The sequence below is a fragment of the Mycobacterium sp. genome, assembly GCF_052143115.1.
Lineage (GTDB): Bacteria > Actinomycetota > Actinomycetes > Mycobacteriales > Mycobacteriaceae > Mycobacterium.
Genome location: NZ_JBKQTQ010000108.1, coordinates 1 through 13,456, shown reverse-complemented (window position 1 = coordinate 13,456; position 13,456 = coordinate 1). Strand labels below are relative to the sequence as shown.

At 63.6% G+C, this 13,456-nt stretch carries 13 protein-coding genes, 1 tRNA gene and 1 pseudogene; 10 read left to right on the top strand and 5 right to left on the bottom strand.

The features are described from left to right. The first annotated feature begins 44 nt into the window (after positions 1 to 44). Together ACLQI9_RS11085 and mddA are read left to right on the top strand one after the other, a co-directional pair. Positions 45 to 1,421: an FAD-binding oxidoreductase gene (locus ACLQI9_RS11085; RefSeq protein WP_442379088.1), complete on the top strand. Its 1,377-nt coding sequence runs from the start codon at positions 45 to 47 to the stop codon at positions 1,419 to 1,421. Between the two features lie 115 nt (positions 1,422 to 1,536). After that, a complete protein-coding gene (mddA, locus tag ACLQI9_RS11080; RefSeq protein WP_442391683.1) occupies positions 1,537 to 2,304 on the top strand; it encodes a methanethiol S-methyltransferase in 768 nt (255 codons plus the stop codon). Between the two features lie 182 nt (positions 2,305 to 2,486). Here mddA and bcp read toward each other — a convergent pair whose 3' ends face one another. Further along, positions 2,487 to 2,966 (bottom strand): thioredoxin-dependent thiol peroxidase, encoded by a 480-nt coding sequence (gene bcp, locus ACLQI9_RS11075; protein ID WP_442379085.1) that lies wholly within the window; start codon positions 2,964 to 2,966, stop codon positions 2,487 to 2,489. Between the two features lie 120 nt (positions 2,967 to 3,086). Between bcp and ACLQI9_RS11070 the strand changes: the two genes are divergently transcribed. Then, positions 3,087 to 3,314, top strand: a complete 228-nt coding sequence (locus tag ACLQI9_RS11070) for a DUF3618 domain-containing protein (protein WP_442379083.1) — start codon at positions 3,087 to 3,089, stop codon at positions 3,312 to 3,314. Between the two features lie 31 nt (positions 3,315 to 3,345). On the opposite strand, the gene ACLQI9_RS11065 is transcribed toward ACLQI9_RS11070, so the two are convergent. Continuing rightward, a complete protein-coding gene (locus ACLQI9_RS11065) occupies positions 3,346 to 3,540 on the bottom strand; it encodes a hypothetical protein (RefSeq protein ID WP_442379081.1) in 195 nt (64 codons plus the stop codon). A 184-nt stretch (positions 3,541 to 3,724) separates the two neighbouring features. After that, positions 3,725 to 4,207: a hypothetical protein gene (locus ACLQI9_RS11060; RefSeq protein WP_442379079.1), complete on the bottom strand. Its 483-nt coding sequence runs from the start codon at positions 4,205 to 4,207 to the stop codon at positions 3,725 to 3,727. A gap of 260 nt (positions 4,208 to 4,467) precedes the next feature. Between ACLQI9_RS11060 and ACLQI9_RS11055 the strand changes: the two genes are divergently transcribed. Together ACLQI9_RS11055 and ACLQI9_RS11050 are read left to right on the top strand one after the other, a co-directional pair. Further along, positions 4,468 to 5,265 (top strand): cysteine hydrolase family protein, encoded by a 798-nt coding sequence (locus ACLQI9_RS11055; RefSeq protein ID WP_442391682.1) that lies wholly within the window; start codon positions 4,468 to 4,470, stop codon positions 5,263 to 5,265. Next, on the top strand, positions 5,262 to 5,702 hold the full coding sequence (locus tag ACLQI9_RS11050; RefSeq protein WP_442379076.1) for a cupin domain-containing protein: 441 nt from the start codon (positions 5,262 to 5,264) through the stop codon (positions 5,700 to 5,702). Before ACLQI9_RS11055 ends, ACLQI9_RS11050 begins: the two co-directional genes overlap by 4 nt. Positions 5,703 to 6,144: 442 nt before the next feature. Here ACLQI9_RS11050 and ACLQI9_RS11045 read toward each other — a convergent pair whose 3' ends face one another. Next, a complete protein-coding gene (locus ACLQI9_RS11045; RefSeq protein WP_442379074.1) occupies positions 6,145 to 7,797 on the bottom strand; it encodes an acyl-CoA synthetase in 1,653 nt (550 codons plus the stop codon). 681 nt (positions 7,798 to 8,478) lie between these two features. Here ACLQI9_RS11045 and ACLQI9_RS11040 point away from each other — a divergent pair. Both ACLQI9_RS11040 and ACLQI9_RS11035 read left to right on the top strand, forming a co-directional pair. Continuing rightward, a pseudogene (locus tag ACLQI9_RS11040) lies at positions 8,479 to 8,679 on the top strand (sigma factor-like helix-turn-helix DNA-binding protein); the annotation flags it as partial. Then, entirely contained in the window at positions 8,676 to 11,447 is a 2,772-nt protein-coding gene (locus ACLQI9_RS11035; RefSeq protein ID WP_442391681.1) for an AAA family ATPase, read from the top strand. The pseudogene ACLQI9_RS11040 and the gene ACLQI9_RS11035, both read left to right, overlap by 4 nt. A gap of 56 nt (positions 11,448 to 11,503) precedes the next feature. Here ACLQI9_RS11035 and ACLQI9_RS11030 read toward each other — a convergent pair. Beyond that, positions 11,504 to 11,570, bottom strand: a tRNA-Ser gene (locus tag ACLQI9_RS11030). Positions 11,571 to 11,743: 173 nt separating this feature from the next. On the opposite strand from ACLQI9_RS11030, the gene ACLQI9_RS11025 reads away from it, so the two are divergent. The 3 genes from ACLQI9_RS11025 (at position 11,744) to ACLQI9_RS11015 (ending at position 13,335) form a co-directional block, all read left to right on the top strand. Further along, the gene (locus ACLQI9_RS11025) at positions 11,744 to 12,043 is read left to right on the top strand and encodes a hypothetical protein (protein ID WP_442379071.1); all 300 of its coding nucleotides are present in this window, start codon (positions 11,744 to 11,746) and stop codon (positions 12,041 to 12,043) included. A gap of 638 nt (positions 12,044 to 12,681) precedes the next feature. Beyond that, positions 12,682 to 12,804 carry a hypothetical protein gene (locus ACLQI9_RS11020; protein ID WP_442379069.1) on the top strand — a complete coding sequence of 41 codons (123 nt, stop codon included), beginning with the start codon at positions 12,682 to 12,684 and terminating at the stop codon, positions 12,802 to 12,804. Between the two features lie 216 nt (positions 12,805 to 13,020). Beyond that, positions 13,021 to 13,335: a hypothetical protein gene (locus tag ACLQI9_RS11015; RefSeq protein WP_442391680.1), complete on the top strand. Its 315-nt coding sequence runs from the start codon at positions 13,021 to 13,023 to the stop codon at positions 13,333 to 13,335. Positions 13,336 to 13,456 lie beyond the last annotated feature (121 nt).

Sequence of the window (13,456 nt, the reverse complement as noted above, 5' to 3'; positions counted from 1 at the left end):
GTAGCGTCGCGGCATCAAGACCTGCGAAGCAAGGAGGTAGGGCCATGAGCCTCACAACCGCAACCGACGCATTACGCACCAGGCTGGGCGCGGAGATAATCCTGCCCGACGACCCCGGATACGACGAGGCTCGGGCGCTCCACAACGCCATGATCGACAAGCGGCCGGCGGTGATCGTACGCTGCGGATCGGCCACCGATATCGCTGGCGCTCTCGAGTTCGCGCGGACCTCGAACCTGCCGGTCGCCGTCCGCGGGGGCGGCCACAACGGCCCGGGTTTCGGCAGCGTCGAGGGCGGCCTTGTCATCGATCTGTCACCGATGAACCGCATCGACGTGGACGCCGACCGGCGCATCGTACGTGTCCAAGGCGGTGCGACATGGGGTCAAGTGGACGCCGCGACGCACGCGCACGGCCTGGCGACGTCGTCCGGCATCATCTCCACCACCGGGGTCGGCGGCCTCACCCTGGGCGGCGGCCACGGGTACCTGTCCCGCAAGCACGGTCTGACCATCGACAACTTGTTGGAGGCCGAGGTCGTGCTGGCCGACGGTCGTGTGGTGACGGCGTCCGAATCCGAGCACCCGGAACTGTTCTGGGCGCTGCGCGGCGGCGGCGGAAACTTCGGCGTGGTCACCTCGTTTACGTTCCGCCTGCATCCGGTGCATACGGTGATCTGCGGTCCCACGGCGTGGCCCGCATCGGCCACCGCCGACATCCTTAGGTGGTACCGGGACTTCCTCCCCGCTCAAGACGAGGACCTCTACGGGTTCTTCGCAAGCATGACCGTCCCACCGGTGGCACCGTTCCCTGAAGCCTTCCACCTGCATAAGGCGTGTGCGGTGGTCTGGTGCTACACGGGCGATCCCGCACGGGCCGATGAGGTTTTCGCGCCGATCCGACAGATGGAGCCGGCCTTCGATGGTATCGGTGCGGCCCCCTTCCCCGCGCTGCAGTCCACCTTTGATGGCCTGTATCCCAAAGGGCTGCAGTGGTATTGGCGTGGCGACTTCATCCGGACGGTGCCCGACGGCGCGGTTGAAGCCCATGCCCATTTCACCGAGGAGCTGCCGACCATGCACTCCACAATGCACCTGTACCCGATCGACGGCGCGGTCCATGGTGTTGGGCAAACCGAAACCGCTTGGGCGTATCGGGACGTCAACTTCTCACAAGTCATCGCCGGGGTCGATCCCGACCCGGCGAACGCGGAAGTGTTGAAGCGCTGGACGAAGGAGTACTGGGAAGCCATTCACCCCTACTCGGCCGGCGGCGCTTACGTCAACTTCATGATGGACGAGGGCCAAGACCGAGTCCGGGCGACTTACGGTCCGAATTACCAGCGCCTCAGCGAGATCAAGGCGCAATACGATCCGAGCAACGTGTTCCGCATCAACCAGAACATCCAGCCGGCCGGATAGCACCGGGCCGAATCACGCAGCGCAAGAACGGCACTCAGAACGCGCGGAAGTAACCTCGCCTAGCTCAGAGCTGCGCCGCCTCGCTTCCAGCCCGATAAGAATTTCGGAGGTCACGATGAAACGCCTTCTCGCCATCACCTACGGCGCAGCCAGTTATCTCGTCGGCTTTGCCGCTTTTGTTTATGCGATCTGTTTTGTAGGCAACATCGCGGTTCCGCGCAGCATCGACCGCGGTGTCGCGGCACCCATTGGGGAAGCAGTCGCGGTCAATGTGCTGCTGCTTGGCATATTTGGTGCGCAGCACAGCGTAATGGCGCGACCAGCGTTCAAACGTTTGTGGACGCGAGTTGTGCCCCAGCCCATCGAGCGCAGCACCTATGTCGGGGTGACGGGTTTGGTGCTGTTTCTGCTGTTCTGGCAATGGCGGACAATGCCAGCGATCGTCTGGGATATGGATTGGCGGCCGGGCCGGCTGGTTCTGCAACTGCTGTTCTGGCTGGGCTGGGCAATCGCCTTGGCGTCGACGTTCATGATCAATCACTTCGATCTCTTCGGCCTAAGGCAGGTGTACCTGGCCTGGCGTGGCCAGCCCTACACCGAACTCCCATTTTGTTCGCCACTGTTGTATCGGCTTGTGCGTCATCCCCTCATGCTGGGATTCATTGTCGCGTTCTGGGCCAGCCCAAGGATGACCGCAGGCCACCTGCTATTCGCAACAGCGACCACGGGCTACATCCTCATCACCCTGCGGTTGGAGGAACGCGATCTGACGGCAGCGTTGGGCGATCAGTACCGCGAGTACCAAGGACGGGTGCCCATGCTGTGCCCTTGGCCGGCCCGCGGCGTCGAGCATAAAGGGCCACTCATGGGACGGGTTGTATAGGGATTAACCCTCGGCGTGGAGGTGGGGAAAGAGATGGCGGCTGGTCGCTCTCGCTCTCGGGGCGATCGGTTACGACGCGCTGGCACGACCCGCCCTCTTGGGTTGACGCACCACTGACGGGCGTAAAGACCGAAACACCGCCCCGGCGACGACCGGGGGTGCTCCGTGCACGTTGCTACTACCTATCCAACCTGCTTGATGATCTTCTGGATATTTGTTGTCGTATGTGCGGCCTTGACGTTGTACTGCGCCACGGCGATCTTGCCCTTCTCGTCGACGACGAACGTCGAGCGGATGACGCCTATGACGGTCTTGCCGTACATCTGTTTTTCGCCGTAGGCGCCCCAGGCGGTCAACACTTTGCGGTCGGGGTCGGACAGCAGCGGAAACGTCAGGCCTTCGGCGTCACGGAATTTGGCCAGCTTTTCCGGCTTGTCGGGGGAGATGCCGACGACGTCAAGACCGGCGCCGTTGAGTTCGGCCAGACTGTCGCGGAAGTCGCAGGCCTGCTTGGTGCAGCCGGGGGTCGATGCCGCCGGGTAGAAGTACACGATGACGCGCCGGCCCTTGTAGTCGGCCAGCGACACCTTCTTCCCGTCGGCGTCGGGCAGGGTGAAGGTGGGCGCTTTGTCGCCGGGCGCCAGGCGTGCGGTGTCGGTCAAGGAAGGTCCCTTTCTGTTCACCGGCACGTTGGGATCGCCGCCGGCTGATCTAGGGTAGGTCGGCAGGCACCAACCTGGACCGAGTCCGGCCTTGGTGCGCCGACGACAGGGAGGACGAGAGTGGCTGAGCGGGATCCTGACACCATCAAGCAGGAGATCGACCAGGCTCGCGACCAGCTCGCGTCGACCGTCGATTCACTGGCGGAGCGGGCTAATCCCCGCCGACTCGCCGACGACGCCAAAGCCCGAGCCATCGGGTTTGTAAAGAAGCCCGCGGTTGCGATTTCCCTGGCAGGTATCGCGGCGCTGGCCGCTGCCCTGGCGGTCCGCAAAATCCGGAATAGGTGATCAGCCGCCGCTCGGCGGCAGTGATAACTGCTTAGTGTGTCGCGTTGGCGATCATTTCGTCTGGGCGCGACACTGATGCGGAGTCGTCGACCATCTTCTGTAGCACGTCACCGGCCGCCATGTGCGAGGCGCCCATCATGGCGTTGACCCAGGCGGCGTTCTCCCGCGCATCGACGCCGAATCTCAGATCGACGAATTCACGAAACCTGGCGGGTTGAACGCTCACCCATCTCAGCTCTGCATCGTCTTTCCGCAGAGGTGCTGGGTTGAGGCGGAACCACGAAAACAGATCAGACGAATTCTGCAATGCCGCCCATGACAGCTCGCCTGCCACCTCGCCGCCAACCCGCCTAGGGGCGGATTATCGAAAGTCGCTGCGGCGAATCCTCTGTCAGTGGTCAATGAGCGAGTCAAGATGCCGTGGCCAGCGGTGCGCGGATCGCCTGCGGAAAGCGCGTCCCACCACCGCCTCCCGCCGGCCACGAACTGCTCGAGCTCAATGTGCCGGCCATCGCGATCCACGACGCCCGACTCGGTGAACCACAATCGCAAATCCAGGATTCGGTCAGCGTCAGAGCCCTCCTGAACAGCTGCACCACGTGGTGGGATGGCTCTGGGGACAACACATCGTCAAGGCTCAACCGCTCGCGCCAGTGTTCCCACAATTCTTCGGTCGGATCGATGAATTCCCCGCCGTAGATCGGTTGTCCGCCGAACGCCCGAACGACCGCGTCGAGGCGGTCGAGCGTGACCGGCGTGACCGCGGCATGTTGATCGTCCCAACGCCCCTCACGCAAGGACACCGCGAGCCGTGTCACGCTACCAAGGGCAAGGGCGATGACGGTGTTGGCGCTCGCGGGGCCCTCCTTGGGCAAAGTCAACGCATCGACCACACCGTGGCGGTGTGAGCGACGCGATCGACCTGGACGGACAGAAGTCGACTTTCATTCAACGCGGTGTTCAGGCCGCGACGGACGTCCTCGCTAAGCACCGGATCAGACTAAGGGCAATCGAACGCCTCCCATAGCGGCTTGAACCTTAAGCTAAGTCGCGGTGTTCGGGGTGCAGACTGAAGTCATGCTGGTGGAACCCGACGAGGATATTCGCTCCGGTAGCGGGCATAACACGGCGGCGGTGATGCGGTGACCGTGCGATGAGTAAACCGTCCTCAGCGCCGAACCGCTGGGCGTGTACCGCCGAGCACGTCGATCTCGATGCGTCAGCGCGCATCGCGCCGCGCCGCGTCCGACTCGCCGCGCAGCCACAGCACGTCACGCTGGATCTAGCCGCAGCGGCAATTGTGGTTGTCGACATGCAAAACGACTTCTGTCATGAGCAAGGTTGGTTGGCCGGCAAGGACGTCGACGTCAGCGGTGGCGCAGCCTTGGTCACCCGGATCAATCCGTTGCTCGAGGGGCTGCGGCAAGCAGGCGTCCCCGTCATTTGGCTGAACTGGGGCACTCGTCGCGACCGAATGAACCTGCCGCCCAACGTCCTTCACGTCTACGACAGCGATGGCGCTGGCGGTGGTATCGGTGAGCCGGTATCGGACCTCAGCGACGCGGTGCTGACCGCCGGCAGCCGGGGCGCAGCCATCATCGATGGGTTGGATGTGGCCGATCGTGACATCCATCTCGACAAGCACCGAATGAGTGGTTTCTGGGACACCGCGCTTGATTCGGTGCTGCGCAACCTCGGTGTGCGGCACCTCTTCTTGTGCGGGGTCAACGTCGATCAGTGCGTCTATGCGACGTTGATCGACGCGGCTTGCGCGGGCTACGACTGCTTGCTGATCACCGATGCCAGCGCAACGACCTCCCCCGACTACTGCGCCGAGGCCACCGTCTACAACGTGCGCCAGTGCTTCGGCTTCACCTGCGATATCTCAGCGATCCTGACATCCCTTGCCTCTGTGAGCCCACTGCCCCCGACAGACAGGAAAACTCAATGAGCACCTCGCCGGTATTGCGCCACCTCGGCGATCTCAAGAAATACGCGATCACTGCCCAAGACAACGTCAAGCAGATCTACCTCGCGGGCCCCGACTACGGGTGCAGCGCAAGCGTCTTCTTTGAAGTGTGGGAGCCCGGCGCATCTCAGCCCCCCAACAGCCACCCGTGCTCGGCCGAGACGTTCGTCGTCCTCAGCGGACAGGGGCGAGCACACTGCGACGACACCACCACCGACTTAGTACCCGGCGACGTGCTAGTGCTGCCCGCAGGATCAGTGCACCAGGTCGAAAACAGCTCGGCGACGCAGCGCATGTACGCGGTGACGGTGATGGCCTCAGACATGGGAGCGATGGCAGGCGGGTTCGCCGCCCTGGTCACTGGCGGACTGGCTGAGGACCTCGACGAACTCGACCTAAACGCCTTGTTCTCTAGATGAGTGATTCCCAATTGTCCGCCGAGTGCGCACTTGTCACAAATTGTGTGCTGCTGAACGCTGTGCGGTCGGATAGTAAGCGGCACTCGCCCGGATGGTAGAGCTGCGGCACCTCACTGCGGTGTCGTCAGTGTATTTCTGCCGGAAAATTGCCAGCGATAATCAGACGCGCTGTCAGACTTGAGATCCCGTTGAGGCGCCGGTGGGCTGCTTAACTCTCATCCCTCCTGATCAGCGACCAATCCAATCGCACTCATACACAATACTTTTGGACGACCTCATAGCTGTCGATCGTCACTACCTTGACCAACCTCGAGCTGAATATCAATTCCAGCAACAACTTCGACAGCATCGACGACGTTGCGACGGACTCGGCGTCCGCCGCTCGGGGGACCGCATGACATCGGCTTAGACACGGCTGAAATGACGCTCGTAGGGGCCCACCTCACCTGTCTACGTCCATCTCGGTCAAGACCCGCCGCAGCAGCTTGCCCGTGGCATTGCGTGGCAGCTCGTCGATGAACACCACATCTCGAGGGACCTTGTGGCGCGCCAAGTTGTTCTTGACGTAAAGCTTGATCTCCTCAGTGTCCTGCGGTGCGCCGGGCTGAGAAACAATGAAGGCACGCAACCGCTTTCCGAACTCAGAGTCGTCGACACCGACCACCGCCGCGTCGGAGACATCCTCACGCTCGATAAGCAGGTTCTCGACCTCCTGCGGGAAAACGTTCTCACCGCCCGAGACGATCATGTCGTCGTCGCGGCCGTCGACGAACAGAAGTCCGTTCTCGTCGAAATGGCCCATGTCGCCGCTGGACATATAGCCGTCAATGATCTGCTTGTGTCGGCCGTCGCTGTATCCCTGGAACGGGGCTCCGCTGCGGATGAAGATCCGGCCCCGCTTGTTGGCGCCGTCGATGCGCTGGTCGTGCTCGTCGAACAACACCACTTCGCAAGTCACCGGCGAGCGGCCCGCCGTTCCGGGAGCGCTTCGCAGCTCGTCCGGGGTGGCGATGGTCGCTACGGCGCACTCGGTGGAGCCATACATGTTGTAGAGGACATCGCCGAAAGTGTCCTGCACGCGGGTGGATAGCTCGGGGGTCAGCGCCGACCCGGAGATCGCGATCACCTTCAGCGACGACGTGTCGTACTTGGCGATGACGTCGGGGGCGAGTTCGACCAAGCGGTGCAGCATCGTCGGGACCGCGACGAGCATGTCGGCCTTGTTTTCTGCGATCAGCTGGAGGGTGCGCTCTGGCTTGAACCGCCGGGTGGTGATCACCTTATTGCCTAAGGCCGCTCCGACGAGGTAGGTGCCCAGGCCGGTGGTGTGGAAGATCGGCGAGACGATGACCATGGTCCCCTTGCGAGGGTACGGGACTCGGTCGATCGCCTGCGCTGTCGCATACGGCGACACCTTGTCCCGCGGCGCGCCCTTCGGTAACCCGGTCGTGCCGCTGGTGAGGATGACGACCCCGCCGGGCTTGGTCGGCGGGGGTAGCGGCTCAGAAGGGTTCGCCGCGATGATGTCGTCGATCGTCTGCACACCGGCGGGCACGTCCATGTCGTCGTCCACCCAGGTAAGCACGCGCGGCAGGTCGGCGGGCAGCGCATCAAGCAGGCCCGAGAACTCGCTGTCGTGAAGCACCACCTTCACGCACTCCCGCTCGCAGACCTGCGCGAACTGTGGTTTAGCGAAGCCCGTGTTCATCAGCACCAGCCGGGCACCGAGCTTGCCGCACGACGCCATCGCGATGATGAGGCCGCGATGATCACGGCAGAGAAGGCCCACGACCGAGCCTTCGTCGACGCCGAGCCTCTTGAGCCCGCGCGCTAAAGCGGTGGACATGTCGTCTACCTGCCGGTAGGTCAAGGTCCCGCGCTCGTCGACGACGGCAGGGAGTGACGGGTATTTGCGACCGCCCTGGATCGCCATCGTCGCCTGCGGACCGTAGACGCGCGAATTCTTCACGGTCTGCAGCGTCACGCTGAGGTTCGCGAGGTCGATGATGCCGGTGTCATGTAATCGCTTCACCGCGTTCGCCAACTCGGCGACGCGACTCACCTTCTGCCGGAATCCGCTCAGTGCGTTCGCCATCGGGCCTCCTCGGCGCCGCTCACCGACGTGTCGAATGTAAGCCCGCGACGGCCCCTCCGATGATGGTTATCAGAAATGAGGTAGCGGCCCCCGAAAATAAGCTTTGAAGTGCGCCGTCAGGGTTTCGAACCCCGGACCCGCTGATTAAGCGCAGGCGGTTTTGGTTGCTTCCCGCTGTGTCCGGATGTGGGCCGTGTTCCGTTGGGCGGCAGTGCTTCGCATACCTGATTGCTTCCTGTTGGCAGGCGGCCGATTCCGGTGGATTGCGTGTCATTTGCGCCGCATAAGCGACACCTGCCATTATCCGCGCTGGCGAATTTGCTGCAGTCCAGTCCGACCGAACATGTTGGTCCGAGCGAGCTGGAGACTCGATGCCTAGCGGCGCGTGCCCTGACTCGACCGGAGAAACGGCCTAATCTGGCGTCTGGCGCGCCCTATTCTTGGGAGAACCCTGGAAACTCGGGGGACCGGAAGCGGCGGAGGGTCGGATGACCGTAGCGACTGCGTGCCGCACATGTGGCACTGAGCCGCGCGAGGGCGCACGGTTTTGCGATTCTGCGGTTCCCTGATTGCACGGCTACCGGCCCCGCATGATGACCATCGGCTAGCGCCGGTCTTGAACCAAAACGGCGCCGCACTCGTGCTACTACTGGAAGGTTGGTGATGGACATTCCGGAAACCAACCGGACACTGGTCGCTGACGCGTTTGCGCGGCTGTCTGCCGAACATCGCGCGCTTGTTCGACGCGCGTACTATCACGGCTGGACAACCGCACAAATCGGCGCCGACCTGGGAATCGCCGAAGGCACCGTGAAATCGCGGCTGCATTACGCGCTGCGAGCCCTGCAACAGACGCTGCAGGAGATGGGAGTGGCACAATGACCGCCTTTCCGGGGCACGGTGCACCCGTCCCTGGACCGCGCGGACAAGACGGCCACAAGTATGCACAGTGGGACGCGGCCTACGTGCTGGGGTCATTGTCCGAGATGGACAGGCGCGAATTCGATGCGCACCTGGGAGAGTGCCGGGCGTGTCGGGATGCGGTAGCCGAGCTTTCCAACATGCCCGCCCTGCTGTCGCTGCTCGACCTCGACGACATTACCGATGAAGATGACCCGATAGCAGTTCGGCCGCCATCGCCGCAGCCGGATCTGGTCGGTCGACAGTGGGAAATGTCCGCCGTTGCGGGCTTGCTGAAGCGTGCAATTAATGGCCACGGCACGGTGGTCGGCGTGGTCGGCTCGCCTGGCCTAGGAAAAAGCCGTCTTGTGCGTGAAGTTTCGGCGATGGCAGATGCCCGTGATGTCGACGTGTTCACTGCCTTCTGCGAATCGCACACCAGCCAGGTCCCTTTCCATGCCGTGGCGCGCCTGTTGCGCGCAGCCACCGGCGTCGAGAGTCTTGACCCACCTGCCGCGCGGGCGCAGATCCGGGCTCAGGCTCCCGACGCGGCGCCTGAGGACTTGTTGCTCTTTGACGACCTGCTGGGCATCGCCGATCCCGATGTGGAGCTGCCGAAGATCGATCCGGATGCTCGTCGGCGGCGGTTGACCATGCTGGTCAATGCGGCCTCGCTGGCCCGCCAGGCCCCGGCGGTCTTTGTCATCGAGGACGCCCATTGGATCGACGAGGTCAGCGAATCGCTGTTGGCCGATTTCTTCACGGTCATGACGCAGACGCCCTCGCTGGTGCTGGTCACCTACCGACCCGAATATCGGGGCGCGTTGACCCGAGTGGCAGGTGCCCAAACTCTTGCCCTTGCGCCGCTGAGTGATTCAGAAACCACGGGACTGGTCTCGGAGTTGCTCGGGCCGGATCCCTCGAATGACGCGCTGGGCCGCAGGATCGCCAAGAGGGCCGCCGGCAATCCGTTCTTCGCCGAGGAGGTCGTGCGCGAACTGGCCGAGCGCCGCGTGCTGCGCGGCGAGCCGGGCGCGTACCTCTCGGCGGAAGGGGTTGGCGACGTGAGCGTGCCGCTCACGCTGCAGGCAACCATCGCCGCTCGCATCGACCGACTCGACCCAATGGCAAAGCGCACGCTGAGCGCAGCGGCAGTGCTCGGCGCGCGGTTTGACATGGACCTGCTGGCCGCGCTGGGAGTTGAAGCGGTCGTTGATGATCTGGTGGCCGCTCAGCTCATCGACCAGGTCCGCTTCACCCGGCAACCGGAGTACGTGTTTCACCATCCGTCGATCCGCACGGTCGCCTACGAACTCCAGCACGAATCGGATCGTGCCGAGCTGCATCGGCGCGTCGCGGCCGCCATCGAATCACGTGACCCGCTAGCGGGCGATGAAAATGCCGCCTTGATCGCCGAGCATCTGGACGCGGCCGGCGATGGGCACGCCGCTTACGGCTGGCAAATGCGGGCCGCAGCCTGGGCGACCAACCGCGACATCGCCGCGGCATGGCGGAGTTGGGAGCGTGCCCGGACGATCGCCGACGCCCTACCCGCCGATGACCCCGACCGAGCATCCATGCGCATTGCTCCGCGCACCATGTTGTGCGGGATCGCCTGGCGAGTCCATGAACATGCGGCAGGCACCCGCTTCGAGGAATTGCGGGAGTTGTGCGCCGTCGCAGGGGACAAAGCGTCACTGGCCATCGCAATGGTGGGGCTGGTGATGGATCACTTGCATAAGGCCCGGCTGCGCGAGGCGTCGCAGCTGGCATCGGAAGCGATGGCCCTCATCGAGTCGCTCGGCGATCCGACCTTGACGGTGGGCCTGTCCCTCGCACCGATCTACGCCAGAGGTGAGTGCGCCGAGTGGTCTGACCCGCTGCGGTGGTCAGAGATGGTTATCGACCTCGCCGACGGTGATCCCTCAAAAGGCAACTTCATCATCGGGTCTCCGTTAGCGCTCGCCTTTACGACGCGGGCTACGGCCCGTTATTACCTGGGACGTCCCGGATGGCGCGACGACCTGCGGCACGGCCTGGCCATGGCCCGCAGCACCGACCCCATGTCCTACGCCACCGTTGTCGCCTACGCTTACACCGGGGGAATACCGCCTGGCGTGCTGACGCCCGACGATCGCGCGATGCGCGAGATCGAGGATGCCCTGCGAATTGCCGAACAATCCGGTGATGATGTCGCGTTCGCCCTCGCCCGGATGACGCTGGGCATTGCGCTGGTGCACCGCCGGACGAACACGGAGCGCGACCGGGGACAGCAGGTCCTGGCGGAGGTCAGTGAAGTGTTCCTGCGCCGGGGGTTCTTCCTGGCCGATTTACCTATCGTCGAGGTCTGCTTGGCTCGTGAGAAGGCTCAGTGCGGAGATCGCGATGGCGCCATACCGCTCATGCGCGCCGCTGTCGAGCATCTGTTCCGCGAGGGGCTGCTGCTGGGGTGGGGCATTCCTGCGACGGGTGTTCTGGTAGAGACACTGCTCGATCGGGGGGCCGAGAGTGACTTGGTCGAAGCCGAGGCCGCGATCGAGCGGCTAGCGGAGGCCGCGATCGAGCGGTTAGCGGCGCCGACCGACGACGGTTCACCTGTGCGCGAGATCTGGCTGTTGCGGCTGCGGGCTCTCCTGGCGCGGGCTCACGGCGATGCCGCGGCTTACGCGCACTTCCGGGATCGCTACCGCGACATGGCGAGAACGCTTGGCTTCGAGGGGCATATCGCCTGGGCCGAGGCAATGCCATGACGGCCGTCGTCCTGTACTCCTCGATGCCGGTACGTCCCCGGAAATAGACTTTGAAGTGCGCCGTCAGGGTTTCGAACCCCGGACCCGCTGATTAAGAGGCAGATTCGACCCGATTGCTGGCGCCTGTCGGCGTATGCGGGGGTCGGCTCCGAGAGTTTGAAATCGAAGGTGCTGCAAGCAGATTCGTGCGTGTCAGTCCATGCGAGTATTTTGCAATCCGAGGATGTCCGCGCGGTGAGTTTCGCACGAGTTGTGACAACGTCGTGACACCCTCAATGAGACAGGGGAGGTAAATGATGGTTTCTCTGATCCGCGTCTTGGCGCTCGTCGCGGTCGCGTCGGGCAGCGTAGCCATCGTCGGCGGTGTCATCCGCTATGCGTGGCTGATTCTGGCTGTCGTGGCCGCCGTCGCGCTGCTGTGGCTGCTGTGGTTCGCGGGATGGCTGGATCGCCGGCTGACAACGCGCGATGCGACGCGAGCCGCCCGCGCGGCCGCGCTGGCAGCCGTCGCCGCCCGGGCCGACCAGCAGCACGCACGGGTGCTCGCCGGCGATGACCGCGGCACCTACGGCGACTACCCGCCAGCGGCGATGTAACGAAATGACGGATGCCAAATATCTTGCAGTGACTGTTCTCTATCGCGGTGCAACGCCAGTACCGAAGAACGTTCGAGTCCTACACCCTTGTTGAACTCTCCAAAAGAGCGACGACCGAATGATGGCCTGGCCGCTGGGCGCGGGCCGCTTAACCGGTATCGCTCCAACCACGATCCAGGCTGATGCCCGGCGGCGACGTCTGCCTGCGTCCAGGCGACCACAAAGGTTCGGAGATAGCAGATTAGGCGAAAGCGTCCTCGCCGTTTGGCAAGCCGTGACTGATTCAATCCCAGTACTGCGCACCAACGGCCCGCGCACGTCAGGGGCCATTTTCTAGGCGGCGCTGCGGGCGGGCGTGTGCTCTACGTGTGCTCCCCGAATCAGCGGGCCTTGACGTGTGCTCCCCGCCCCTCGGCCCGCTGGCCGCCTGAGAACGCCCAGCAACGCGGGCCCATCCCATCACATCGGCCCGCCCGCGTTCGTCGCTCCTGGGGCCATTACGTAACGCGATGAAATACATTTAGCTAGGCGCGGCGGCAGGGTCGGCGCCCCTCGGCCCGGCGCTCGCCGCCGGCCAGCTTCATAGCCTCGTGAAAACGGGGTGATGCGCGCTCCCTTGTCAGCAAGCTCCCGTTCCCATGAGGGGCAAACTCACTGCACTGATGCTCGCAATCCTGGCCGTCGCTGCTGCACCCACCAGTTACGCCGATCCCGCCGATCCCGGCTTCGTTCAGCAGCTCAGCGGAGCGGGCATCCCATAGAGTAAGCAAATTCCAAGGTTAGTAAGCAAATCTATAGAGTTCGATCTGTGATCGTGTCGTGTTTCAATTGTGATTCTTGACCAGCATTGTTACCGGAGTGACTTGAGTGTCTGAAGCACTTGGTGCTTCAGCGGAGTTTGAGGAGCTATCCCCTTGTTCCGGAACATGTTTGCGATTTCGAATGCTCGCGGGCCACTGACCCGAGCGACGCTGGGTATGGCGCTCGCGCTGGCCGCAATTGGCGCAATTGGGTTTGGCAGCGGGATCGCTGAGGCGGCTCCGCAGCAACCTTTGCTTGTCGACGATCCCGTGCCCGTTCCCGCCCCTGCCGGGCCTAACCCGACCACGGCTGTGAATATCGCCAACACGATCTTCGGCAAGCTCGGTCCTCTGTTGAATGCCTTGTTTCCCGGCAGCGGTTCCAGTACATACCCCCTGTCTCCCGGCTACCCGAACACAGTGTTGCCCGGGCAGACTCCTGCGGTGCCGTACGCGCCCGGCGCCGTACTGCCCGATCCAGCGTCGTTCTGATATGGGGAGCATTCTGTCAAGTGGGCAGGGTGAAGCGGCGGCCGCAACCGTCGCTGTGGCCGCCGCTTCGTGACCAGATGAGTCCGTTGGGATGTCGAGCGTGTCGTATCGACGCGTGTCG